The 24,405-nt window shown below is 65.5% G+C and carries 16 protein-coding genes, 1 tRNA gene and 3 pseudogenes; 11 read left to right on the top strand and 9 right to left on the bottom strand.

Going from position 1 to position 24,405, the window contains the following annotated elements; translation table 11 throughout:
• Positions 1-75: 75 nt before the first annotated feature.
• Positions 76-2,763 carry a pyruvate dehydrogenase (acetyl-transferring), homodimeric type gene (gene aceE, locus OMK73_RS36385; protein ID WP_267606243.1) on the bottom strand — a complete coding sequence of 896 codons (2,688 nt, stop codon included), beginning with the start codon at positions 2,761-2,763 and terminating at the stop codon, positions 76-78.
• A 438-nt stretch (positions 2,764-3,201) separates the two neighbouring features.
• Here aceE and OMK73_RS36380 point away from each other — a divergent pair, with 438 nt between their 5' ends.
• The 4 genes from OMK73_RS36380 to OMK73_RS36365 all read left to right on the top strand — a co-directional run bounded on the left by OMK73_RS36380 (position 3,202) and on the right by OMK73_RS36365 (position 10,045).
• Positions 3,202-5,790 carry a PAS domain S-box protein gene (locus OMK73_RS36380; protein WP_267606242.1) on the top strand — a complete coding sequence of 863 codons (2,589 nt, stop codon included), beginning with the start codon at positions 3,202-3,204 and terminating at the stop codon, positions 5,788-5,790.
• A 120-nt stretch (positions 5,791-5,910) separates the two neighbouring features.
• Entirely contained in the window at positions 5,911-6,543 is a 633-nt protein-coding gene (locus tag OMK73_RS36375; protein ID WP_006155997.1) for a response regulator transcription factor, read from the top strand.
• A 374-nt stretch (positions 6,544-6,917) separates the two neighbouring features.
• Complete coding sequence (gene folD / locus OMK73_RS36370; RefSeq protein WP_267606241.1) at positions 6,918-7,769, top strand: bifunctional methylenetetrahydrofolate dehydrogenase/methenyltetrahydrofolate cyclohydrolase FolD; 852 nt, start codon at positions 6,918-6,920, stop codon at positions 7,767-7,769.
• A gap of 152 nt (positions 7,770-7,921) precedes the next feature.
• Positions 7,922-10,045, top strand: a complete 2,124-nt coding sequence (locus OMK73_RS36365) for a M3 family metallopeptidase (RefSeq protein WP_267606240.1) — start codon at positions 7,922-7,924, stop codon at positions 10,043-10,045.
• 34 nt (positions 10,046-10,079) lie between these two features.
• Here the strand turns inward: OMK73_RS36365 and OMK73_RS36360 are convergent, their stop codons facing one another.
• The gene (locus tag OMK73_RS36360) at positions 10,080-11,300 is read right to left on the bottom strand and encodes an MFS transporter (protein WP_267606239.1); all 1,221 of its coding nucleotides are present in this window, start codon (positions 11,298-11,300) and stop codon (positions 10,080-10,082) included.
• A 259-nt stretch (positions 11,301-11,559) separates the two neighbouring features.
• On the opposite strand from OMK73_RS36360, the gene hutC reads away from it, so the two are divergent.
• Positions 11,560-12,273 (top strand): histidine utilization repressor, encoded by a 714-nt coding sequence (hutC, locus tag OMK73_RS36355; protein WP_267606238.1) that lies wholly within the window; start codon positions 11,560-11,562, stop codon positions 12,271-12,273.
• Here the strand turns inward: hutC and OMK73_RS36350 are convergent.
• Complete coding sequence (locus OMK73_RS36350) at positions 12,270-13,160, bottom strand: LysR family transcriptional regulator (RefSeq protein WP_267606237.1); 891 nt, start codon at positions 13,158-13,160, stop codon at positions 12,270-12,272. The two genes, hutC and OMK73_RS36350, sit on opposite strands and share 4 nt — an antisense overlap.
• A 113-nt stretch (positions 13,161-13,273) precedes the next feature.
• Between OMK73_RS36350 and OMK73_RS36340 the strand changes: the two are divergent.
• Positions 13,274-14,760, top strand: a pseudogene (locus OMK73_RS36340) (MFS transporter).
• Positions 14,753-15,148, top strand: a complete 396-nt coding sequence (locus OMK73_RS36335; protein WP_267606234.1) for a hypothetical protein — start codon at positions 14,753-14,755, stop codon at positions 15,146-15,148. Before OMK73_RS36340 ends, OMK73_RS36335 begins: the two are co-directional and overlap by 8 nt.
• A 151-nt stretch (positions 15,149-15,299) precedes the next feature.
• Here the strand turns inward: OMK73_RS36335 and OMK73_RS36330 are convergent, their stop codons facing one another.
• Both OMK73_RS36330 and OMK73_RS36325 read right to left on the bottom strand, forming a co-directional pair.
• A complete protein-coding gene (locus tag OMK73_RS36330) occupies positions 15,300-15,713 on the bottom strand; it encodes a type II toxin-antitoxin system VapC family toxin (RefSeq protein WP_267606233.1) in 414 nt (137 codons plus the stop codon).
• 9 nt (positions 15,714-15,722) lie between these two features.
• Positions 15,723-15,980 carry a type II toxin-antitoxin system Phd/YefM family antitoxin gene (locus OMK73_RS36325; RefSeq protein WP_267606232.1) on the bottom strand — a complete coding sequence of 86 codons (258 nt, stop codon included), beginning with the start codon at positions 15,978-15,980 and terminating at the stop codon, positions 15,723-15,725.
• A gap of 167 nt (positions 15,981-16,147) precedes the next feature.
• On the opposite strand from OMK73_RS36325, the gene xth reads away from it, so the two are divergent.
• The 3 genes and pseudogenes from xth to OMK73_RS36310 all read left to right on the top strand — a co-directional run bounded on the left by xth (position 16,148) and on the right by OMK73_RS36310 (position 19,302).
• Positions 16,148-16,945, top strand: a complete 798-nt coding sequence (xth, locus tag OMK73_RS36320; RefSeq protein WP_267606231.1) for an exodeoxyribonuclease III — start codon at positions 16,148-16,150, stop codon at positions 16,943-16,945.
• Between the two features lie 97 nt (positions 16,946-17,042).
• Positions 17,043-17,491: pseudogene (gene hpaR / locus OMK73_RS36315) on the top strand (homoprotocatechuate degradation operon regulator HpaR).
• A gap of 32 nt (positions 17,492-17,523) precedes the next feature.
• Positions 17,524-19,302, top strand: a complete 1,779-nt coding sequence (locus tag OMK73_RS36310; RefSeq protein WP_267606639.1) for a SulP family inorganic anion transporter — start codon at positions 17,524-17,526, stop codon at positions 19,300-19,302.
• A 170-nt stretch (positions 19,303-19,472) separates the two neighbouring features.
• On the opposite strand, the gene OMK73_RS36305 is transcribed toward OMK73_RS36310, so the two are convergent.
• The gene (locus tag OMK73_RS36305; RefSeq protein ID WP_006159541.1) at positions 19,473-19,736 is read right to left on the bottom strand and encodes a DUF1488 domain-containing protein; all 264 of its coding nucleotides are present in this window, start codon (positions 19,734-19,736) and stop codon (positions 19,473-19,475) included.
• 288 nt (positions 19,737-20,024) lie between these two features.
• Between OMK73_RS36305 and OMK73_RS36300 the strand changes: the two genes are divergently transcribed.
• Positions 20,025-20,100: transfer RNA gene (locus OMK73_RS36300), tRNA-Lys, on the top strand.
• Positions 20,101-20,586: 486 nt separating this feature from the next.
• Here the strand turns inward: OMK73_RS36300 and OMK73_RS39515 are convergent.
• The 3 genes and pseudogenes from OMK73_RS39515 to OMK73_RS36280 all read right to left on the bottom strand — a co-directional run bounded on the left by OMK73_RS39515 (position 20,587) and on the right by OMK73_RS36280 (position 24,244).
• Positions 20,587-21,277, bottom strand: a pseudogene (locus tag OMK73_RS39515) (hypothetical protein).
• Positions 21,278-21,406: 129 nt separating this feature from the next.
• Positions 21,407-22,795, bottom strand: coding sequence for an alkaline phosphatase (locus OMK73_RS36285; protein ID WP_420715634.1), 1,389 nt, complete (start codon positions 22,793-22,795; stop codon positions 21,407-21,409).
• 24 nt (positions 22,796-22,819) lie between these two features.
• Entirely contained in the window at positions 22,820-24,244 is a 1,425-nt protein-coding gene (locus tag OMK73_RS36280; protein WP_267606637.1) for an alkaline phosphatase, read from the bottom strand.
• Positions 24,245-24,405: the final 161 nt, after the last annotated feature.

Raw genomic sequence — 24,405 nt, 5'->3', positions numbered from 1 at the left:
AAGGCGCCGGGCGTGAGCCCGGCACCCGCGGCGCGGCGTTACCGTTCCTGCGGGGGGTTCGTGCAGCCGGTCTGCTTAGACCGACATCGGGTTCGGCTTGTTGGGGTCGAGGTTGTATTTCTTGATGGCTTCGGCCACCTTGTCGCGACCGATGGCACCTTCGTCGGCCAGCGCCTTCAGTGCGGCCAGCGTCACCCAGTGACGGTCCACCTCGAAGAAATGACGCAGCTTCTCGCGGGTGTCCGAGCGGCCGAAACCGTCGGTGCCCAGCACCACGAAGCGGCGCGGCACGAAGGGACGGATCTGGTCGGCAAAGGCGCGCACGTAGTCGGTCGAGGCGATCACCGGGCCGCGCACCGACTTGAGGCTCTTGGTCACATGCGATTCGCGCTGCGTCTCGGTCGGGTGCAGCAGGTTCCAGCGCTCGATGTCGTGGCCTTCGCGGGCCAGCTCGGTAAAGCTCGGGCAGCCCCACAGGTCGGATTCGACGCCCCAGTCCTTCTTGAGCAGTTCGGCGGCGGCGATCACCTCGCGGAAGATCGTGCCGGAGCCCAGCAGCTGCACGCGCGGCGCGTTGCTGTTCTCGACGCCCTTACGGAACTGGTACATGCCCTTGACGATGTCGGCTTCCACGCCAGCCGGCATTTCCGGATGTTCGTAGTTCTCGTTCATCACCGTCAGGTAGTAGTAGACGTCTTCCTGTTCGGCATACATGCGGCGCAGGCCATCCTGCATGACCACCGCCAGTTCATACTGGAAAGTCGGGTCATACGAGATGCAGTTCGGGATCGCGGCATGGAACACATGCGAATGGCCATCCTCGTGCTGCAGGCCTTCGCCGTTGAGCGTGGTGCGGCCCGAGGTGCCGCCCAGCAGGAAGCCGCGCGAGCGCATGTCGGCAGCCGCCCAGCACAGGTCACCGATACGCTGGATGCCGAACATCGAGTAGTAGATGTAGAACGGGATCATCTGCACGCCGTGCGTCGAGTACGACGTGGCTGCCGCGATCCAGTCGCACATGGCGCCGGCTTCGTTGATGCCCTCCTGCAGCACCTGGCCAGTCTGCGATTCCTTGTAGAACATCAGCTGGTCATGGTCTTCGGGCACGTACTTCTGGCCTTGCTGGTTCCAGATGCCGATCTGGCGGAACAGGCCTTCCATGCCGAAGGTGCGCGACTCGTCGGGCACGATGGGCACCACGTGCTTGCCGATCTGCTTGTCCTTGAGCAGCGTGTTCAGGATCCGCACGAAGGCCATGGTGGTGGAGACTTCGCGGCCTTCGCTGGTGGCCTTGAGCAGCGCGTCGAAGGCGGACAGCTCGGGCACTTTCAGCGCTTCGGCCTTCTGGCGGCGGGCCGGCAGGTAGCCACCCAGGTCCATGCGGCGGGCGCGCATGTATTCCAGTTCCTTCGAGCCTTCTTCGAAGGTGACGTACGGCACTTCCTCGATCTTGTCGTCGGCAACCGGGATATTGAACTGGTCGCGGAAACGGCGGATCGCGTCCACCGGCATCTTCTTCTGCTGGTGGCTGATGTTCATGGCCTGGCCGGCGTCGCCCATGCCGTAGCCCTTGATGGTCTTGGCCAGGATCAGCGTGGGCTGGCCCTTGTGCTCGTTGGCGGCACTGTAGGCGGCGAAGATCTTGTGCGGATCGTGGCCGCCGCGGTTCAGGCGCCAGATGTCCTCGTCGGACCAGTCGGCCACCATCGCCTTGAGCTCAGGGGTATTGAAGAAATACTCGCGCACATAGGCGCCGTCCTTGGCCTTGAAGGTCTGGTACTCGCCGTCCACGCAATCCATCATGCGCTTCATCAGCAGGCCCTTCTTGTCGCGTGCCAGCAGCTGATCCCAGCGGCTGCCCCACACCACCTTGATCACGTTCCAGCCGGCGCCGCGGAACTCGGATTCGAGCTCCTGGATGATCTTGCCGTTGCCGCGCACCGGACCGTCCAGGCGCTGCAGGTTGCAGTTGATCACGAACACCAGGTTGTCGAGCTTCTCGCGCCCGGCCATGCCGATGGCGCCTAGCGATTCCGGCTCGTCGGTCTCGCCATCGCCCAGGAATGCCCAGACCTTGCGGCCTTCGGTCTGCACCAGGCCGCGGCTGTGCAGGTACTTCATGAAACGGGCCTGGTAGATGGCCATGATCGGGCCCAGGCCCATCGACACCGTCGGGAATTGCCAGAAGTCCGGCATCAGCCACGGGTGCGGGTAGGACGAGATACCCTTGCCGTCGACTTCCTGGCGAAAGCTGTCGAGTTGATCGGTGCTCAGGCGGCCGAGCAGGAAGGCGCGCGAATACACGCCCGGAGCCGAGTGGCCCTGCACGAACACCAGGTCGCCGCCATGCTTGTCGGACGGGGCGTGCCAGAAGTGGTTGTAGCCGACGTCATACAGCGTGGCCGCCGAGGCAAACGAGGAGATGTGGCCGCCAACGTTGGTGTGCTTGTTGGCGCGCAGCACCATCGCCATGGCGTTCCAGCGGGTGTACGAGCGGATGCGGTGCTCGATGTCCTGGTCGCCGGGAATGCGGGCCTGCTGCTCCACCGGGATGGTGTTGATGTACTGCGTTTCAGCGTGGAACGGCTGGTTGACGCCGTTCACGCGTGCGTATTCGATCTGCTTCTCGATCAGGAAGGCGGCCCGATCGGTGCCTTCGGCGGCGATCACGCCCTGCAGGGCGTCAAGCCACTCGTGGGTTTCCTGGGGATCGGCATCGTTGGCGCTGCTTGCGCCGAGGATCTGCTCTGGTACAGCTGACATGACTGTCTCCTGGTGAATTCCTGCCTCGGCGCCCCCTGATTCTTGTGGTGGGAGCCCCGGCCTGACGGTATGACGGTATGACTACGGTACGGCGCGCGGGCCGCGAGTGTCTTCGCACGGTCCTTCGCTAGTGCTCCGCCCGGGCTTGCCAGCGAGGCTGGCAGGACCTGACGCAGCACTGCCGTCCGCACTTTTCGGTCGGACCGATTCTATGGAAGCAGATTGGGCAAGACAAGCCCAATTTTCAAATTGCGATATGGTTTCTTATAATGTGAAATATTGCCGCAGCGCACCACAAAACTGCGCCAGCCCTTGCCGCCAAACGCCGTTCACCCGCCGCGCCTTCGGCAAGAATGCCGCAGTGCCGCATTGGCGCTTACCCCAAGCGACGGGGCGCCGCAATCCCGCTACACTGGTCGGTCAGTCGTCAATCCCGCCATGCCGTCCCTCAAAGATTTCTTTTCCCACCTCCGCGCCGCAGTCGTCCCTCCCTCCGCTTCCGGCTCCGCCAAGGCGAGCGGCAGCGACCCTACGCTGGTCGCCCCGCCCAACCCGCTGACGCACCTCGATACGCTTGGCCATGTGGACGAGCCCGCTGCCGTCAATGGGCCGCCGCGCGGATTGTGGTGGCTGCGCTGGCGCAACCTGGTGGCGACCAGCTGGTTCATGTTCATCCCGCTGGTGGCGATCGTGCTGTTCACGGCGGCGATGGGGGTGATCCTGTGGTCACTCCATGAAACCGAGCGCCAGCAGCAGCGCGACGCGCTCTATCGCGACGCGGCTTGGGCCCAGCAGCGCGTGCGCCTGTCCCTCCTGAGCAACCAGGACCAGCTTGCCTCACTGGCGCGCGACATCGCCGCCGCCCAGCTCGACCAGGGCGCCTACCGCACCGCCGCGCAGGAAATCCTGCGCGAAAACCCGGAAATCGTCTTCGTCAACTGGCTGGATGCGACCCGGCGCGGGCGCTGGTCGCTGCCGTCCACCTCCGAATTTGCCAGCCGGCTGCGCGAAACCCAGGACCAGCCGCTGGAGCCCGAGGTGCTCGATACCTTCGACGCCGCCCGCGAAACCCAGCGCGTGGTGTACTCACGCCCGCTGGTCAACGACCGCGGCGACAGCTTCATGCTGATGGAGGTGCCGATCGTGCGGGACAACGAGTTCCTCGGCACCCTCGGCGCGCTTTACTCCATCAATGGCATCCTGACCCACCTGCTGCCGCCGGAGCTGACCGAGCGCTACCGCTTCTCGCTGATCGACAAGAACAACCAGATCCGCGCCAGTACCTCGCTGCGGCCGGTGCCGGGCAATGCGCTGTCCTATGAGGTGCTGCTCGACCCGCCTGGGCACTCGTTGTCGCTGCGCGCCGACGCCTATCCGCCCGCCTCCAACCTGCCCAACAACATGCTGCTGTGGCTGGTGGTGGGGCTATCGTGCTTCCTGCTGTGGAGCCTGTGGAGCATGTGGCGGCACACCAGCCGGCGCTCCGAGGCGCAGCGCGCCCTGCTGGCGGAGACCTCGTTCCGGCGAGCCATGGAAAACTCGATGCTGATCGGGCTGCGCGCGCTGGACCTGAACGGCCGCATCACCTACGTCAATCCCGCCTTCTGCCGCATGACCGGCTGGCAGGACAGCGACCTGGTCGGCCGCGTGCCGCCCTTCCCCTACTGGCCGCCCAACGACCACCAGGAGATGCAAAAGCAGATCGACCTGACCCTGCAAGGCAAATCCCCGGCCAGCGGCTATGAGATGCGCGCCATGCGGCGCGACGGCAGCAGCTTCTATGCCCGCATGTACGTCTCGCCGCTGGTGGACAGCCGCGGCCGGCACACGGGCTGGATGGCCTCGATGACGGACATCACCGAGCCCAAGCGCGCCCGCGAGGAGCTTGCCGCCGCCCACGACCGCTTCACCACGGTGCTGGAAAGCCTGGACGCCGCGGTCTCGGTGCTGGCCACCGACAAGCCCGAACTGCTGTTCGCCAACCGCTATTACCGCCAGCTGTTCGGCTGGGAAGCCGAGGGCCACCTCAAGCTGGCCGGCGGCGAGGTCGACAAGGAGCAGGTTTCCAGCGACGCCACCGACTTCGTCGACGCCTACGCCGGCCTGCCGGCCTCGGAGCTGATGCCCTACTCCTCGGACGCACGGGAAGTCTTCGTGCCCGACATGCAGAAATGGTTCGAAGTGCGCCGGCGCTACATTCAGTGGGTGGACGGCCACCTGGCGCAGATGCAGATCGCCACCGACATCACGGTGCGCAAGGCCGCCGAGGAAATGGCGCGCCAGCATGAGGAACGGCTGCAGTTCACCAGCCGCCTCACCACCATGGGCGAGATGGCGTCGTCGCTCGCGCACGAGCTGAACCAGCCGCTGGCGGCCATCAACAACTATTGCATGGGTGCGGTGGCCCGGCTGCGCTCCGGGCGCAGCACCGCCGAGGACCTGATCCCGATCCTGGAGAAGACCTCGGCGCAGGCCGTGCGCGCCGGCACCATCATCAGCCGCATCCGGGGCTTCGTGAAGCGCAGCCAGCCCCAGCGCCGCGAAGCCGCCCTGCACGACATCGTGGCCGACGCCGTCGGGCTGGCCGACCTGGAGGCCACCCGACGGCGCGTCACCATCCTGACCCGGCTGCCGGCGCCGCCGGTGGTGCTGTTCGTCGATCCGGTGCTGATCGAGCAGGTGCTGGTCAACCTGCTCAAGAACGCCGTCGAGGCCATGGCCGGGCTGCCGGCGCTGCGCGCCACCGGCGTGGTGCGCCTGCACGCGCGCATCGAGCCGGGCGAGATCGGCCCGAACATGCGCATCGACGTGATCGACCAGGGCCCCGGCGTCGACGAGGCCACCAAGGAGCGCCTGTTTGAGCCGTTCTTCAGCACCAAGTCCGATGGCATGGGCATGGGCCTGAACATCTGCCGCTCCATCATCGAGTCCCACCAGGGGCGCCTGTGGGTGGAGAACAATGCCGACGGCATCGGCTGCACGTTCAAGATCACGCTGCCGCTGCAGCCGGCGCTGATCGACCAATAAGGCGCCGGGCGGGGCCGCGCGGCAACGACAAGACGAGGCGCGCCCGGGGCCGCCCCTGTCGCTTGCCGCCCGGCCCGGTTACACTTGGCGGCAAATGACTTTGATGTCCCAGGAGACTTCATGACCGTAACGCCAAACCCCACCTCCCACCGCGGCGAGACTGTCTTCATCGTCGACGACGATGAAGCCATGCGCGACTCGCTGACCTGGCTGCTGGAGGGCAATGGCTACCAGGTTCGCAGCTTTACCAGCGCCGAACAGTTCCTCTCCGCCTATGACTCGGGCCAGGTCTCCTGCCTGATCCTGGACGTGCGGATGCCGGGCATGAGCGGGCCCGAGCTGCAGGAACGCATGATCGCGGAAAACATCAATATCCCGATCGTCTTCATCACCGGCCACGGCGACGTGCCGATGGCGGTCTCCACCATGAAGAAGGGCGCGATCGACTTTATCGAAAAGCCGTTCGATGAGTCCGAGCTGCGCTCGCTGGTGGAACGCATGCTGCAAAAGGCCCGCACCGACCACTCCGCCGCCCGTGAGCAGCGCGCCGCCAAGGACCTACTGGGCAAGCTCACCACGCGCGAGCAGCAGGTGCTGGAGCGCATCGTGGCAGGCCGGCTGAACAAGCAGATCGCCGACGACCTGGGCATTTCCATCAAGACCGTGGAGGCGCACCGCGCCAACATCATGGAAAAGCTCAACGTCAACACCGTGGCCGACCTGCTGCGCCTGGCCCTGTCCAAGAACAGCTGAAATCGCTGAAATCGCTGAGCCAGCGCCCAAGGGCAGCCCCCGCCGAGCCTGCGGGGGCTGCCAGTTCAACGACTGAGATACGCCTCGTCGCGAAAGGTCGCGACCCACTGCGGCATGCAGACCACGAGCACCGCCACGAGCGCCAGCGGCAGCCCGAACAGGGTCACCATCAGGGTGGCGCCGAAAAGCTGGATCGCCGGCCCGCCCGCGGACCGTCCATAGCAACGCCAGCAACACCGGCGCGGCGGCCACGGCGAAAGGTATCTGGGCATCCATGCGGCCATGCTACCAGCGCCCTACTCTCCTGCGCCCCGGGTTGCGTCAACCTTTATAATTCCGCTTTGACCACCTCCAGCCCTCCAGCGCCCACCCCCATGCCAGCCCAACTCATCGACGGCAACGCCCTTGCCAAGCAACTCCGCACCGAAGCCGCCCAGCGTGCCGCCCGCCTGACCGAACGCGGCCACCGGCCTGGCCTGGCCGTGGTCCTGGTAGGAGAAGACCAGGCTAGCCAGGTGTATGTGCGCAACAAGGTCAAGGCCTGCGACGACAATGGCTTCCATTCCTCGCTCGACCGCTACCCTGCCGATCTTTCCGAGGCCGACCTGCTGGCCCGCATCGATGCCCTGAACCGCGACCCGCACATCCACGGCATCCTGGTGCAGCTGCCGCTGCCCAAGCATATCGACAGCCACAAAGTGCTCGAAGCGATCGCCCCGGAAAAAGACGTGGACGGCTTCCACGTGGCCAATGCCGGCGCGCTGATGACCGGCGCCCCGCTGTTCCGCCCGTGCACGCCTTATGGCTGCATGAAGATGCTGGAATCGGTCGATTTCCCGCTGCGCGGCGCCCGCGCGGTGGTGGTCGGCGCCTCCAACATCGTCGGCAAGCCGATGGCGATGCTGCTGCTGCAGGCCGGCGCCACCGTCACCATCTGCAACAGCAAGACGCGCGACCTGGCTGCCCATACCCGTGACGCGGACGTGATCGTGGCCGCCGTGGGACGGCGCAACATCATCACCGCCGACATGGTCAAGCCCGGCGCGGCCGTGATCGACGTCGGCATGAACCGCGACGACAACGGCAAGCTGTGCGGCGATGTCGACTTCAACGGCGTCAAGGAAGTAGCCGGCTACATCACGCCGGTGCCGGGCGGCGTTGGCCCGATGACCATCACGATGCTGCTGATCAATACGCTGGAAGCTGCCGAGCGCGCAGCCGGCTAAACGTCGCGCATGCTGTAGAGGCCGCCGCCCGCGGCCTGCCGCGGACGGCGCCGGCGCCTTTGTGCGCCCGGCGCTGCCTGGCACTGGAAAACCTGCCGCCCCGCCCCAATGTGCGGGGTATTGCCTTTACCGGCCCTGCCAAGAGAGACGTCATGGACCAAGCCGCCAATCAAGCCAACGCCGAAAACACCGCGAACGGCGCCAATCCGCTGCTGGATTTCACCGACCTGCCGCGTTTCTCAGAGATCCGCCCCGAGCACATCGGCCCGGCGCTGGACGTCCTGCTGGCGACCGCGCAAGCCGCCGTCGACCGTGCCGAGGACCCCGCCACGGAAGCCACCTGGGCCAACGCCGTGGAAGCGCTGGAAGCCGCCACCGAGCCGCTGGGACGCGCCTGGGGCGTGGTGGGCCACCTGAGCGCGGTGGCGGATACGCCGGCATTGCGCCAGGCGCACAGCGACAACCTGCCGCGCATGACCGAGTTCTGGTCCTCGCTGGGCCAGAGCTTGGCGCTCTACGACAAGTACAAGGCGATCGCCGCCAGCCCCGAATTCGCCACCATGAGCGCGGCCCGCCGCCAGCTGATGGAAAACGAGCTGCGCGGCTTCCGCCTGGGCGGTGCCGAACTGCCCGAAGACAAGAAACCCCGCTTCGCCGCGATCCAGGAGCAGCAGGCCCAGTTGTCCAAGGCCTTCTCCGACCACGTGCTGGATGCCACCAATGCCTACGCGCTGGTGATCGAGGACGAGAGCCGCCTGAGCGGCATCCCGGAAGACGCGCTGGAAGCGGCGCGCCATGCCGCCATGAAGGACAACAAGGACGGCAAGCCGGGCTGGAAATTCACCCTGCACTTCCCCTCCTACTTCCCGGTACTGCAGTACGCGGACGACCGCGCGCTGCGCCAGACCATGTACGAGGCCAGCGTCACCCGCGCCTCGGAACTGGCCGAGCAGTACGGCCAGGGCAAGGCCGAATGGGACAACACGGCCAATATGCGGGAGCAGCTCGCGCTGCGCCGCGAAGAAGCGCAGTTGCTCGGCTACGCGTCCTTCGGCGAGGTCTCGCTGGTGCCCAAGATGGCGGAATCGCCGGCCGAAGTGCTGCGCTTCCTGGACGAGCTGGCCGCCAAGGCGCGCCCGTACGCCGAGAAGGACTGGGCCGAGCTCAAGGCCTTCGCCGCGAGCGAGCTGGGCCTGGATGACCTGTCGCCCTGGGACGTCGCCTACGCCTCGGAAAAGCTGCGCGAGCAGCGCTACGCGTTCTCCGAGCAAGAGGTCAAGCAATACTTCCCCGAGCCGCAGGTGCTCAAGGGCCTGTTCGGCGTGGTGGAGAAGCTGTTCTCGGTGCGTATCGAAGCCGACCAGGCCCAGACTTGGCACGCTGACGCGCGTTTCTTCCGCGTGGTTTCGCCCGATGGCGAGTTGCTGGCGCAATTCTACATCGACCTGTACGCCCGCGAAGGCAAGCGCGGCGGCGCATGGATGGACGACGCCCGCGGCCGCAAGCTGCTCGACGGTGGCCGCGTGCAGACCCCGGTGGCCTACCTGACCTGCAACTTCACGGCGCCGGTGGGCGGCAAGCCCGCGGTCTTCACCCACGACGAAGTGATCACGCTGTTCCACGAGTTCGGCCACGGCCTGCACCACATGCTCACCCGGGTGGGCGAGCTGGGCGTGTCCGGCATCAATGGCGTGGAATGGGATGCCGTTGAGCTGCCTTCGCAGTTCATGGAGAACTTCTGCTGGGAGTACGAGGTGCTGGCCGACATGACCGCGCACGTCGACACCGGCGAGCCGCTGCCGCGCGACCTGTTCGAGCGCATGCTGGCTGCGAAGAATTTCCAGAACGGCATGATGACGCTGCGCCAGATCGTGTTCTCGTCGTTCGACATGCACCTGCACACCAGCTTCGACCCCGCGGGCGAGAAGTCCGTGCTGACGCTGTCGAGGGAGATCAACGATCGCGCCCACGTAGTGCCGCAGCACCCGCTCTCGCGCTGGCCCAATACCTTCAGCCATATCTTTGCCGGCGGGTATGCGGCGGGATACTACAGCTACAAGTGGGCCGAAGTGCTGTCCGCCGACGTCTACGCGGCCTTCGAGGAAGCCGCGAAGCTCTCCGGCACGGTGCTGGACGCCGAGACCGGCGCGCGCTACCGCCGGGAGATCCTGTCCGTCGGCGGCAGCCGCCCGGCCATGGAATCGTTCACCGCGTTCCGCGGCCGCGCGCCGCAGATCGACGCACTGCTGCGGCACGGCGGCATGGCGGTGGCGTAAGGCAGAACGCCTTCAGCAAAACCCGTTGAGCGGCTCAGTCTGAGCCGCTTTTTTCATGGCGGCTCGCACGGGCAATGCAGGCGGTCGACAGCAATGCGCAGCACCCGCTCGCCGCAATCGCCACCGAGTAGCTGCCGTAGGCATCGAAAAGCCAGCCGGCCAGGCTGCCGCCAGCCATCGCGGCAATGCCCACCGCGATATACAACGCCCCCAGGATCGCCCCAAGGTTAGCCGTGCCGAACCATGTCGCGGCCAGCGCCGGGTACAAGGAAATGCAGCCGCCGTTGGCCGCGCCGAACAGGACGGCGAACAGCGCCAGCGCCGGGAAGCTCGTTGCCCCAAGCCACGCGCCGTTGAGCAGCGCGAGCATCAGCGTCAGCCACAAGAGCAGCCGCCCGGGACCCAGCCTGTCACCCAGCCCGCCCAGCAACAGGCGGCCCAGGATATTGCCGGCACCCACCAGCCCGATCAGCAGATTCCCCGCCGTGGAAGACAAGCCATGCTGCCGCGCGTACGGATGGATATGGACCAGCGCGGCGAACAGGCCGACCGAGCCCAGCAGGATGGCGCCGAAGTACCACCAGAATCGCCCGCCGCGCACGGCCTGCGCCAGGCTGAGCCCGGATGGAAGGTGCGAATGGGCAGTGCCAAGCGCCGCAGGTGCGCCATCGGGATGGAGACCGGCCTCCTCCGGCCGCCCCTTTAGCAGCATCGCCATAGCCAGCCCGACCACGGCGATGGCCAGCGCGAAGCAACGCATCGTCGCCTGCCAGCTCATCTGCTTCATCAGCAGCCCCGCCACCACCGGTCCGACAAACGTGCCAAGCCCGGTGCCCGCCAGCGCAAGGCCCGACGCCCTGCTGCGATGCCTGACGAACCAGCGCTGCACCGCCGTCACCGCCGGCACATAGACCAGGCCGACGCCCAGGCCCACCAGCGAACAGAAGGCAACCAGGAACCACGCCAGCGAATCCGTGACGACGCTGGCAATGGCAAAGCCCAGCGCCAGCAAGACGATGCCCATCGCAATGACCCGGCGGGTGGAGATCCGGTCGGCCAGGGAGCCCGAGAATACGCCCACCATGTAGTAAATAAGCGCGGTGAACGAAAACACCGAAGCCGTCGACGAACTACCCACCCGGAAACCCTCCTGGATACTCGCGAAAAATGCGCCGAACGAGTACGCGGCGCCAAATATGAGCGCCAGCAGCACGTGCGTCGCGCCAACCACATACCAACCCGGAAATACATTCACCCTTGCGCTCGCCCTCGCCATGCCGTCCCCGATAGCCCTTTCGCCTGCACTCCCACGCATCCCGCAACCGCGAATCATCGATTGCACCGCATATTGTATATACAGGATAGGACAATAAATCAACGAGTCGGGATTACCCTGAGCAAAGCCAAACCCAAAGGCCGCCGCCGCCCTTTCCCTGGCGGACGCCGACGTGAAAACGGAAAATCCCCGCCAATGGAAATTGGCTAGACAAGCGTGGTCAAGTAAACTGCGTGCCATGACCTACCTGCCACCCGCCGCCGCCTACGCGCACATCAAGAACTACCTGAAGGACGGACTCAGCGCCGGGCGCTGGCCGCCCGGCACGCTGATGCCGTCGGAATCCGAGCTGGTCACCCAGTTCCGCGTCAGCCGCATGACCGCCAACCGGGCGGTGCGCGAGTTGCAGGCCGAAGGCCTGGTCGAGCGCGTGCAGGGCGTGGGCACGTTCGCCACCCAGCCCTATCGCGCGTCGTCCACCCTGACCATCCGCGACCTGCACGACGAGATCACGGAGCGGGGCCACCGCCACCGCTCGGACGTGCATATGGCGCGCGCCGAAGTCGTCACCGAGGCATTGGCGGTGCGGATCGGATTGCCCGTCGGCAGCAAGGTCTTCCACACCTTGATCGTGCATAGCGAGAACGGCATACCGCTGCTATGCGAGGATCGCTACGTCAACCCCGCCCGCGCGCCTGACTACCTGGACGTGGACTTCACCAAGACCACGCCCACCAATTACCTGCTGACCGTGGCACCGCTGTGGGAGGCGCAATACTCCATCGAGGCGCAACTGCCCACCGAGCAGGAGGCCGAGCTGCTGGGCGTCAAGCCAAGCGAGCCCTGCCTGATCGTGATCCGCCGCACCGAAAGCCAGGGCTCGCCGATCACGCTGGCGCGGCTGGTGCATCCGGGGTCGCGCTATACCATCGAGGGCTCGTTCAAGCCCTAGCCCTTTGCGGGCCCGGATGCGCGCAGATGGTCGATAAACCCGCGGACCTTGGCGCTAACGTGCCGCGTATCCGGATAGACGGCGAAGACCTCGGTCCTTGGCAAGGCATGGTCCGGCATCAGGATCTGGAGCCGTCCGCTCTTGAGATGGTCGCCAAGCAGCCACTCGGGCAGCGCCGCGACGCCGCAGCCGGCCAGCACAAACGCTAGCAAGGCCGAGGCCGTATCCGCGTGGGCCACGTTGCGGACCCGGATCGTGTGCGGCTGGCCTTGTGCGTCGGACAGGGTCCATTGCCCGCTCTGCCCCGCGCGATTGGCAAGCCACGGCAGCGCCGCCATCGCCTGCAGCGAATCGGGCGTGCCGCTTGTCCTCAGCAATGCCGGGCTGGCGACGATCACCAGCTTGAAATGCCCGATCGGGTTAGCGCGATGCCCCGAGTCTTCCAGCGGCCCCACCCGGATGGCGACGTCCAACCGCTCCGCGATCAGGTCGGCGTGGGTCGAGCTGGCCTGGTAGCTCACCCGCAGATCGGGATGCAGGCGCGCAAACCCGGCCAGCGCGGGGGCAACGACGAGGTTGCCGTAATCCACTGACGCCGTCACGCGCAAGCTGCCCGAGAAGGACGAATGTCCCGACCGGACCTGCTCCACTGCCGCGTCTGCCTGCTTCAACAAGACCGCGCAATCGTGGAAGAACCGCTCGCCCGCCTCCGTCAGCGCCAGGCGCCGCGTGCTGCGCGTCAGCAAAGCCACCGACAGCTCTTGCTCCAGCTGCTTCACGTTGAAGCTGACCACGGCCTTGGTGGTGCCCAGCGTGTCGGCTGCCGCGGTGAACGAGCCACATTCCACCACGGCCACGAACATCGCCAGACGGTTCAGGTTGATCATGTTCTCAGCGGCCCAGGCCTATTGTCAAAAATCAGAGAACAGTATATCGGCCGCAAGGTTGTTTTTTTATCGCTCCAGGGTTTCTAGAATGCCGTCTTCCCGCCTGAACCTGCATGGCGCGCGGCGCCATTGCACGACTTCCCATGCCCTACAAATCACGCGTTGCGTCGGTCTACCTCCTCGGCTTCTTTATCGACCTGGTCAACATGTTCATGGCGTCGGTCGCGTTTCCCGATATCGGCCAGTCGCTGCAAACGTCCGTTGGGGCCGTCGCGTGGGTGGCCAATGCCTACACGCTGGGGCTGACGCTGGTCATCCCGGCGAGCACATGGCTGGCGGGCCGCTACGGCGACAAGGCGATCTTCGTGGCATCGCTGGGAATTTTTTGGCTGGCCGCGGCCGGCGCCGGATTCGCCGGCAGCATCGAGGCGCTGATCGCGTGGCGGTTGCTGCAGGGCCTGGGGGCGGGCTTCTGATTCCTGTCGGGCAAGCCATGACGTACCGGCTCTACCCCCAGGCCGAGCGCGCGCGTTTGTCGGTGATCGTGATGGCCTGCGCGCTACTCGCGCCAGCGTTGTCTCCCCTGGTGGGCGGCTACGTCGTGGACAGCCTGGGATGGCACTGGGTCTTCTGGCTCAACGTCCCGTTGGCCCTGGTGGCCCTTGTGCTTGCCGTGCTCTGGCTGCGGCCAGGCGAGAACATCCAGGGACACCAGCCAGACCTTGCTGGCATGGGGCTGGTCAGCCTGTCGCTTGTGCTGCTGCTGATCGGCTTGTCGCGTTTCGAGCATGTCGGGGATAGCGTGGGCACCGCGCTCGTCGCAGGCGGCGTCGCCGCCGGCTTGCTGCTGTTGCGGCATGTACGCCGGCGGCAGCACCCGGTCCTGGATTTGCGCGTGCTGCGTGATCCGCTGCTACGGGCAGCCATGGTCGTCTACCTGTTCGTGCCCGGCGTGTTTACCGGCGTCAGCCTGCTCAATATGTTCTTCCTGCAAAGCGCGCTAGGCCTGAAGGCCGTCGATGCGGGGGCCCTGATGATTCCCTACGCCCTGGCGGCCGCAGCGGGGATGACGCTGGCCGGGCGGCTCTTCAACAGGCTGGGGGCCCGCTTCCTGCTGCTGCCGGCTCTCGGCGCGCACGCGGCGGGCATCGCCATGCTGGCGACCGTGAGCGAAGCTGGCGACACGCTGCGCATGGTGGCCGCCTTCGCGCTGATGGGGGCTGGCGGCGGCATCTGCTCAAGCGTTGCGCAAACCCTGGCGCTGCTGAATGTGGCCCCGGCGTGGATGGGTCGTGCCAGCGCCATATGGAACCTGAATCGTCAATTGTCGTTTTGCGCCGGCGTCGCCCTGGCCAGCCTTTTATTGGGGCAGCTGCTGGCCCGGCAGGGCATCGCCGACCTCGCCCAGGCACGCGGCGCCCTTGTGCTGACGCAGGTATTTCCATGGGTGTTTTCTCATCGCCAGCTTATGCACCCTCGTGCCGCTGCTTGTCGTCTGGCGCCTGGACGACGGTCGCCAGCCAGCGGCATCATCAACGCCTCGCTAACCTCCAGGGCAACGCACCCGCCTACTCTCAAAGGAACACCCATCCATGCCTGACCTCGCAAAGCTTTGCCTGCTTGAAGTTGCTGAGACCCATGTGCTGATCGAGCAATGGCTGTCGAGCGCCGCTTGCCCCGACGCCGTACTGGAAACGCTGCTGCAACGGTTTGGGCCGGGCTTCAGCATGATTTCGCCAACCGGTGCGCGCATGGAGCAAGGCGGCTTTCCCGCGCTGTTCGCACGGCTGCGCGGCGCCCGGCCCGGGCTGCAGATCAAGATCGATGAATTGACGCTTGCGCACGTGGACGCGCGCTCGGCCACGGTCAGCTACCGGGAGACGCAGGCCTGGAACACGGGCACGTCCGAACGGCGTGCCACGGCGCTGTTCGCGGCTGGGGACGATGCGCGTATCACGTGGCGACACTTGCATGAGACCTGGGCCTGAGGATTCTGGCCCAGGCAGGTTGCATCCGCGCACCGCCGGCGCAACACGCTGCAAGCGCGCTGCCTGATGTAGTAGAAGCCGATCAACGCTGCCCCTTCCACTGCCCAACCACACCCCAGGCGAATCAACGCGCAGCTTTTTCAGGCCTCCCTCAGCCCGGACTCGGTTCAAACGGATTGAATACGTCGACGGCAAAATGCGCGAAGTCGCTGACGTTGCGCGTTACCACGGTGAGCTTGTGCCGCTTCGCCGTGGCCGCGATCATCGCATCTTCATACAGCGTGTCAGAGCGGCCGTGCATGAGGCATGCCCACAGGCGGAAAGTCTGCGCATCCATGGGAAGCACGTTATACGCGGCGCAGACCTGATCGGCCCACTGCGAGATCGCGTCCGCCTTCGCGGCGTCCTGATCGCGCGTCAGTTCGATGCCGGCCTGGATCTCGCCGAGGGTGACGGCCGACAAATGCAGGGCGCTGTCGGCTACCGACTGGAGCCAGGCGACAACCGCCCCATGCGGGCGAGGCCGGCGCAGTTCGGAAATGACGTTGGTGTCGAGCAGATACATGCGAGCCGCTTATCGAATTGGCACGACGCGCCGACGGCGCGCCGCACCACGCGACGGCACCAGATACTCGGTACGCGCGCTGTCCGACAGCAGCAACGCCTTGAGGGACGGCCTGGCGGCGGCTTGCAATCGGCGCCACTCCGCCGCCGGCACGAGCACGGCTGCTTCGGCACCGCGCCTGGTCACCATTTGCGGCCCGTCCGCTAGGCACGCATCGAGGAATTCGCTGAAACGCGCTTTGGCGTCTTGCACAGGCCAGGTTTTCATGATCACAGAATGACTAGTTACCTGACTAGTCTAGCACAACCGTGCGATGCATGCGGTCAAGCGGAAGTGGACTTTCAGCCGAGGCGTGATAAAACTACAGGCCGGCATGGCGGGCCCCGATAACACTACGCCCCGCTCGCACTAATTTTCAAATAGCTAGGACAAACATGAGAATCGCAACCTGGAACGTCAACTCGCTCAAGGTCCGGCTACCGCAGGTGCTGGACTGGCTGATCGAGCAGGAAAAGGCCGACACGCCGATCGATGCCCTGTGCCTGCAGGAGCTGAAGATGCCGGACGACAAGTACCCGCTGGCCGAGCTGGAGAGCGCGGGCTTCCACAGCGTGTTCACCGGCCAGAAGACGTACAACGGCGTGGCGATCCTGGCGCGCAATGCCACCATGGCGACGCCAACCGACGTGGTGCGCAATATCCCCGCCTTTGACGACGCCCAGCAGCGCGTGGTGGCGGCGACCTATGGCGACGTGCGCCTGGTGTGCGCGTACTTCCCCAACGGGCAGGCCCCGGACTCCGACAAGTTCACCTACAAGCTGGGCTGGCTGAAGGCGATCACCGCGTGGCTGCAGGAGGAGATGGTGAAGTACCCGAAGCTCGCGCTGCTGGGCGACTTCAATATCGCGCCCGAAGACCGGGATGTGCACGATCCCAAGAAGTGGGAGGGGCAGAACCTGGTGTCGCCACCGGAGCGCGACGCGTTCCGGGCGCTGGAGGCGCTTGGGCTGACCGACGCGTTCCGCATGTTCGAGCAACCGGAGAAAAGCTTCTCCTGGTGGGACTACCGCATGTTTGCGTTCCGCCGCAACGCCGGCCTGCGCATCGACCACGTCCTGTTGTCGCAGGCCCTGCGCGAGGCGTGCAGCGCCTGCGTGATCGATCGCGTGCCACGCACCTGGGAGCAGCCGTCGGACCACACACCGGTGGTGGCCACGCTCGACCTGGGCTGAGGCGTTGCGCCAGAGCGCCAGCCGCCCAGCCAGCGCTCAGCATATCCGGGTAGCCACCGGCTCGCGTCCGGGCGGCTGCACGGCTACACTTGCGGGCATGAAACCGGCTACCTTCCGCCACCGCAACCTCCCCACCTGCTGCTGCAAGCCCGCGAAACGTTGATGGCGGGCTTTCGGCCCATCCTGCGCCAGCACGGCATGACCGAGCAGCAATGGCGCGTGGTGCGCACCCTCAACGAGCAAGGCGAGATGGAGCCCAACCAGCTCGCCGATGCCTGCCTGATCCTGAGCCCGAGTCTTACCCGCATGCTGTCGAGCATGGAGGAAGCGGGCCTGATCCTGCGCTCGCGCTCCACCACGGACCAGCGCCGCCAGTTGATCTCGCTGACCGACAAATGCCGCGTCCTGATCGCCGAGATGGAGCCGCTGATCGACCGCCGCTATGAGGAGCTCGAGCAGATGATCGGCGCCGAGCGGCTGGGCAAGGTCTATGGCGCCATCGACGAATTGCTGGTGAGCCTCGGCGAGCGAGACCCGCAAGCATGACGGCCCCAGCTGCGCGGGGCACAAGCGACCGGATGCTCGGGCGCCTGTTGCCGGCATGGCGTCACCGCGTGAGCCGCGCCTCCTTGCGTGCGGACCTGGTTGCGGGCCTGCTCGGCGCGGTGCTGGTGCTGCCGCAGGGCGTGGCCTTTGCCACGCTCGCCGGCCTGCCGCCGCAATACGGCATCTACGCGGCGGTCATTCCCTGCATCGTGGCAGCCTTGTTCGGCTCCAGCTGGCATGTCATGTCCGGCCCGACCAACGCCAACTCGCTGGCGCTGTTCGCCATGCTGAGCCCGGTGGCATTTGCCGGCAGTCCCGAGTACATCAACCTGGCGCTCGCCGTCACCATCATGGTTGGCTTGCTGCAGCTTGCCGTGGGCACCTTGCGCCTTGGCACGCTGGCCAACTTCATCTCGCCCTCGGTGCTGCTTGGATTCACGTGCGGCGCGGCGACGCTGATCGGGCTCTATGCGCTCAAGGACCTGTTCGGGCTGGCCGTGCCGACGGGCACGAGCGCCTTCGGCGTGGTGCGCTTCCTGCTGGACAATGCCGACGGCATCAACTGGAGCGCGTTCACGGTCGCCGCGATCACGCTGGCGGTGACCATTGCGGTGAAGCGCATCTCGCGCCGCCTGCCCTTCATGCTGATCGGCCTGCTGGCGGGCTACGGCGTCGCCCTGCTGCTCAACGCGCCGGGCTGGAGCGCGGGCGCGCGCCACGTCAATGTGGTCGGCCCGATTCCGTCGGCCATCCCGCCCTTCCACCTGCCGAGTATTTCCTGGCAGGCGATCCCCGACCTGCTGGGCATTGCCGCAGCGCTGACCATCGTGGCGCTCGGCCAGTCGATCTCGATCGCCAAGGCGGTGGCGCTGCGTTCGGGCCAGCACATCGATGCCAACCGCGAGTTCATCGGGCAGGGGCTGTCGAATATCGCGGGTGGCTTGTTCTCCGCCTATATTTCCTGCGGCTCGCTGAACCGCTCCATGCCCAACTACGAGGCCGGCGCGCAGACGCCGCTGGCCAGCATTTTCTCGGCCTTGTTGCTGGTGGTGCTGGTCACGGCCAGTGCCTCGCTGCTGGCGCAGATCCCGCTGGCCGCCATCGCCGCGATGTTGCTGCTAGTGGCCTGGGGCCTGTTCGATCTCAGCCGGCTGCGCCGTATTGCCAGCCTGAGCCGCACGGAATTCGCCATCGCCATCAGCACCTTTGTCGCCACGCTGGCCATCCGCCTGGAGATGGCGGTCTTGCTCGGCACCATCCTGTCGCTGGTGGCCTATCTCTATCGCACCTCGCGCCCGGCGGTGCGCAGCCTGGTCCCGGACGCCGACGACCCCGACCGGCGCTTCACGCCGCTCGACGAACTGCATCGTCCGCAACCGGAATGCCCCCAGCTCAAGCTGCTGCGCATGGAAGGCGCGATCTACTTCGGCGCGGTCCAGTACGTGACGGACCGCTTGCACGAGGCACGCAGCGCCTACCCCGGCCAGATCCATCTGCTGGCCATGACCAAGAGCATGAACTTCATCGACCTGGCCGGCGCCGAGATGTGGGAAAGCGAGCTGAGCGAGCGGCGCGCCACTGGCGGCGACCTGTATTTCCATCGTCCGCGCACGCAGGTGCTGCAGACGTGGGACCAGACCGGCTTCGCACTGAAGCTAGGCGAGGGCCACATCTTTTCCACCAAGCGGCAGGCGCTGCACACCATCATTGCGCGCCTCGATCCCGCAGGCTGTGCGCAATGCCAGGCACGCATCTTCGAAGAATGCGCGAGCCGCCCGGGCGGGCCGAGCTATCAGGCAAAACCGGCTTGAGTGTGGCCAGCGCGATCAATGCAACCAGCGAGACCGGGAAGATCAGTGATGAGCGGGGGAATGAAAAGAGAAACGCCGGCGGGAAACCGGCGCCAGGCGGCGAGAAGCCGCAATGACTTGAAGCGGTAGCCCGGGATCGGACCGATGACCGGCCCGGACTGGGATCCGCTTCAGAGCGGCGCCACATGGGCGCGCTTGACTACCACTGGCTGGGCAGCACCCTGCTCGATCAGCACCACCGCAGCACGCTCGATGGTTTCACGTCCGGCGCGGAATGCCTCTTCCAGCGACAACACCTGGTCGGCACTGAAGCCTTCCCACAGCGCTTCACGGGTCACCACGCAGGTGACTGGTTGGCCGTCGACAACGGCGTGAAATAGCAAGCCTTCATTGTTGATATCGTAACGCTCTTGCTCTTGGAACTTGATATCCATCGGTGCAGCCCTCCATTGCAAGTGAAGAATCATCCTAACATGGGTCGGCCCGACTCGTCCGCAAAGGCCTACGCCTCGCTCACCCCCAAGCAAGACTGCCGAAGCCTCGGGCGAGTTCCCGCGGCGTGAGTGCCTGTGTTCGGTGCATGGCGCGGGGACAAGGCTGCCAGGGCGTTGCACGCACGACGGCGAAATCGCACGTGGCATTTCCAGAGCACCCTCGCGCAGGAAAAATTACGCAGGGGGTTTGACAAACTCAAAAACGGTGATACAATCTTTTTCTTCGTTGGGGCGTTAGCTCAGTTGGTAGAGCAGCGGACTCTTAATCCGTAGGTCGAGTGTTCGAGTCACTCACGCCCCACCAGCGAATTCTAAAAGCCGGAAAGCAGCAATGCTTCCGGCTTTTTCCATTGGCGCTCCGCTTCTGTCGGCCCTCCAGTCCCGGCGATTCACCCCCCTCAAAAGAAAACACGCAAAAAAGTTCTTCACCGATTCCCGGGGCCAATCGTCTGCGTGCCGTCGTCTGCGTGCCGTACGGCCCACTACCGGAGCGCGCTTCGTCCGCGAGTAATACAGGCTGCTGATCAAAGAAGGATCGAGAAGGATTGATCCGGCGAATGGACGTGAGCCCAGTGGTGGGAGCGGCCACTGGGCGAGGCGCCGCGCTTGTGACCCGGCTGCGAAGAGCGCGTCACCTCAGCGGGTCGGTTGAGCAATTTCTTGCACAGCCTATCCCAGGGTGTGGAACTGCCTCCGCCACCGCCCCCCTTGAAACCACGACCACCACCGCGCGTGCGTCCGCAGGCGCCCACGGGGAGCGCGATGTACACGTTGCACGAGGTGAGCGTCCTCAGTCCATGAGATCGGTGTACTCGCCGCGCGTGTAGTGCGCGGTGCGTGCCCATGGCGCGCGCTGCGGTGTGGCCACGACGGTCACCCGCGTGTACTTGGTGGACTTTCCCCGGCACTGCGCGACTGCACTGAGCGCGGAAACTGCCCCGCGACGTCCCACAAAACCATGACGGATTCATCCGCGCGCCGCAATTCGTATTGCTGCGCGCCGCCGCGTACTGGCCCCACCGCCTTCATTTTCTTGAGCGCAGCCGGATCCAGCAGATGGTAGGCAGTGGCCCAGGAGCCGTCAAAGCCGATATTGCCGTATTCTGCCGGGTTGACAGCGAAGGTCTTCTTCAAAGGATCGCTGACCAAGCGCACCGATAGCTTTCCCCCGGGCGTTTGTTCGATCCAACGGGCCGCCGTGGACAGATCGGCATGCTTGTGGCCGGCGCCGGCCGAGGCATGCTCAGCTGCATGCCCCGCCCCGGGTGGCAGTTCGCGTTCGATCCACACAGCGTCGCCGGAGCGGTAGACGTGCTCCGCGAAGGCAACGTCGCGCTTGACGCCGTCACTACCATGCGACGAGAGCTGATGCTCGACGCGCAGCGCGAGGGTGTCTTGGCTGACGCGGCAAGCGCCGCGGGGCTCGCGATGGCGGCCAGGCAGACCAGCAGGCCACCTAGCACAGAGATCGTCCGGCGCACTAAAAAGCGGCCATGGGCCGAGTGGTAGGTCGGCCAGATATGCTGCAAGCTTGCATCTCGTTCTCGGGATATGGGCACGCCGGCAGAGTGCCGGCGTGCAATGCACCTCAGTTCGTCGGATCGTCGGCGTTAGAAGCCCAGCGCCGTCTTGACCACGCCAAACACCTTGGTGTTGTCAATGGTGCCCTTAAGCGGCCCGCTGCCCGCACCGCCGGAAAACAGCATCACGTCGCCGCCACCATGAGTTTCCGCGCCCGGGGTGCCCAGCAACACACCGACTTCCTGCAGATACGCATCATCCGTGGTGTCCACCGAGGTCAGGTCGTCGCGCGTCGGCTTGCGCGGGGTACCGCCGTTGCCGAACACCAGGGTCGTATAAGGCTTGCCGTCGGCCGCGGCCTGCGGCTGCTTGGTCTTCACATCGGTGGTCTTGCCCAGGATGGGGTTGCCGCGATGCGAATAGCCATTGATGGTCATGGTGTGGTCATGATCCGCCGTGACCACCACCAGGGTGTTGGATAGGTCGACCATCGACAGCGCGCGCTTGATGGCGTCGTCGAAGGCAATGGTGTCTTCCAGGGCGCGCTTGGCGTTGGTGCCGTGCAGCGCGTGGTCGATGCGGCCGCCTTCCACCATCAAGAAATAGCCCTTGGGATTCTTGCCCAGGACGCGGATGGCCTTCTCCGTCATGTCGGCCAGGCTAGGCTCGTCGACGTTGTTCTTGACCCGATCCAGTTCGTAGTTCATGTGGTCGAGGTTGAACAGGCCGAGCAGCTTGCCGGTGGCGGCAGGATCCACCGCGCGCAGCGCCGTGCCGGTGTTGACATAGGTGTAGCCGGCGCTCTGGAATTGTGCAGTCAGGTTGGTGGCATCCGTGCGCTTGGTGCCGGGGGCGCCCAGGGGAATGAAGTGGCGCAGCCCGCCGCCCAGCAGCACGTCGAGGCCATCCTTGAGCGCAGGATTGAAGAGAACGTTGCCGGGCGTGGCCTGGGCCGCGATCTGGTTCTCGCCGTCGCGATGGCAGATATGCGAGAAGGTGGCTGCCGGCGTGGCGTGTGTGACACGCGTGGTGGTGACCGCCCCCACCGCCTTGCCGGCGCCCTTGGACAACTCCAGCAACGTGGTCACCGGCGAGCCGTTGCCTGCCGGGCAGGTGGTGTCGGAGCCCGACACATAGCCCTTGCCGGTGGCATCGCTGGCCTTGGTGTCGGCCGACATCGAGATGACTTCGTTGTTCATCTTGACGCCGGTCATGTAGGCCGCCATCGACGGCGCGCTGTCGGTGGTCTGCGCATCGTTCGAATAGGTCTTGATGCGCGCGGTGCGCTTGAGCGATTCCATGTTCAGCTTGCCGCTCTCGCCATACTTGTAGATGCGCGAGGCGGTGACCGTGGTGGGGCCCATGCCATCACCAAGGAAGAAGATCACGTTGCGGGCTTCACCCGCGGCCAGCGCGGGCGTGGCGAGGCAGGCGGCGGCAAGCGCGGCAGCCGACAGGCCGATCATCGTATTTTTCATGGTTTTATTCCGTCAGCGTTGGGTTCACAGACCCAATGATTTCTTGATCAGGCCGAACACTTCCGTGTTGTCCATCACCCCGGTGAAATTGCTCGCGCCGTTGCCCAATGCACCGATGAAGACATCGGTGCCACCGTGCGTTTCGCCGCCCGCGGCCATCGGAATGACCGCTTCCTGGTGGTAGGACTTGTCGAACACCTGGACATCGGTGAGCGCGCCACGCGCGGCCGGGCGGTTCTCGCCGTTGCCGAAGCCGATGATGGTGAACGGGTTGCCGGTGGTGTCGGTGTTGTAGGCGCCGGTGACATAGTTCTTCAGCAAGCCCAGCACGCCGGGGTTGCTGTCGCTGGTCGGGCCGGTGCGCTTGGCGTAGCCGTTGAGCACCAGGGTGTGGTCATGGTCGGCGGTCACCACGATCAGCGTATTCTTCAGGCCCGGGTCGATGACGTTGAGCTTGGCGATGGCAGACTTGATGGCATCGTCGAACGCGGCCGTATCCTGCAGCGCCTTGCGCGCGGTGGTCTCGTGCAGCGCATGGTCGATCCGGCCGCCCTCGACCATCAGGAAGAAGCCCTTCTTCTTCGCTGCCAGCAGGTCGATCGCCTTGCCGGTCATATCGGCCAGGCTGGGTTCGTCGGCGGGCACCCGATCCAGGTCGTAGGCCATGTGGCTGGCGGTAAACAGGCCCACCGTTTTCTTGGCCGACGCCGGATCGATCTTGTCGAAGTCGGCACGGTTGGCCGCGTAGGTGTAGCCCGCGGTCTTGAGCTCGGCCAGCAGGTCTCGCTTGTCGGTACGCGCGCCGCCGCTGACGGTCGTCGGCTGGAAGTGCTTGCGGCCGCCACCGAAGATCACGTCGACGCCATCGCCGAGCGCGGTGTTGTAGCCCGGGCCGTTGGGCACGATCTGGGCGGCGATGGTGTTCTCGCCGTCGCGGTGGCAGATATGCGCGTAGGTAGCTGCCGGGGTGGCGTGGGTGATGCGGGTGGTGGTGACCACGCCGGTACCGTAGCCCGCGGCCTTCATCTGCTCCAGCAAGGTCGGCACACTGGTGCCATTGCCTGAGGTGGGACAGGTGCTGTCGGCGCCCGACAGGTAATCCTTGCCATTGATGTCGAAGGCGCTGGTGTCCGCCGACATGGAGATAACCTCGTTGTTCATCTTCACGCCGGTCATGTAGGCCGCCATGGAAGGCGCGCTGTCCGTGACCTGGGCGTTATTCGAGTAAGTGCGGACGAAGCCGGTTTCCGGCAGCGTGTCCATGGTCAGCTCGCCATCCTCGCCCACCTTGTAGATGCGCGCCGCGGTCATCGTGGCCAGGCCCATGCCGTCGCCGAGGAAGAACACTACGTTCTTGGTTGGCGCCGTGGCGGGTATGGCAGCCTTGCCGGCACCGCCATTGCTGGCGCTGTCGCCATCGCTACCGCATGCAGCCAAGGCCATCGACATCATCGCCGCCACCAGTATTGGCTTTTTCTCATGATTGCTCCCCTGTTGAGTTCGCCAGGAGGATGCGGTAGGAATGTGGCAGGAGAATTACATGAACACCTAGTTTTAGATCAGGCAGTCACTAAACTGTCATAGTCCAGTGGGGAGGGTCGATAGTGCCG

The sequence above is a fragment of the Cupriavidus sp. D39 genome, from assembly GCF_026627925.1.
In the GTDB taxonomy this organism is placed as follows: Bacteria; Pseudomonadota; Gammaproteobacteria; order Burkholderiales; family Burkholderiaceae; genus Cupriavidus; species Cupriavidus ulmosensis.
This window is presented reverse-complemented; position numbering and strand designations above follow the sequence as displayed.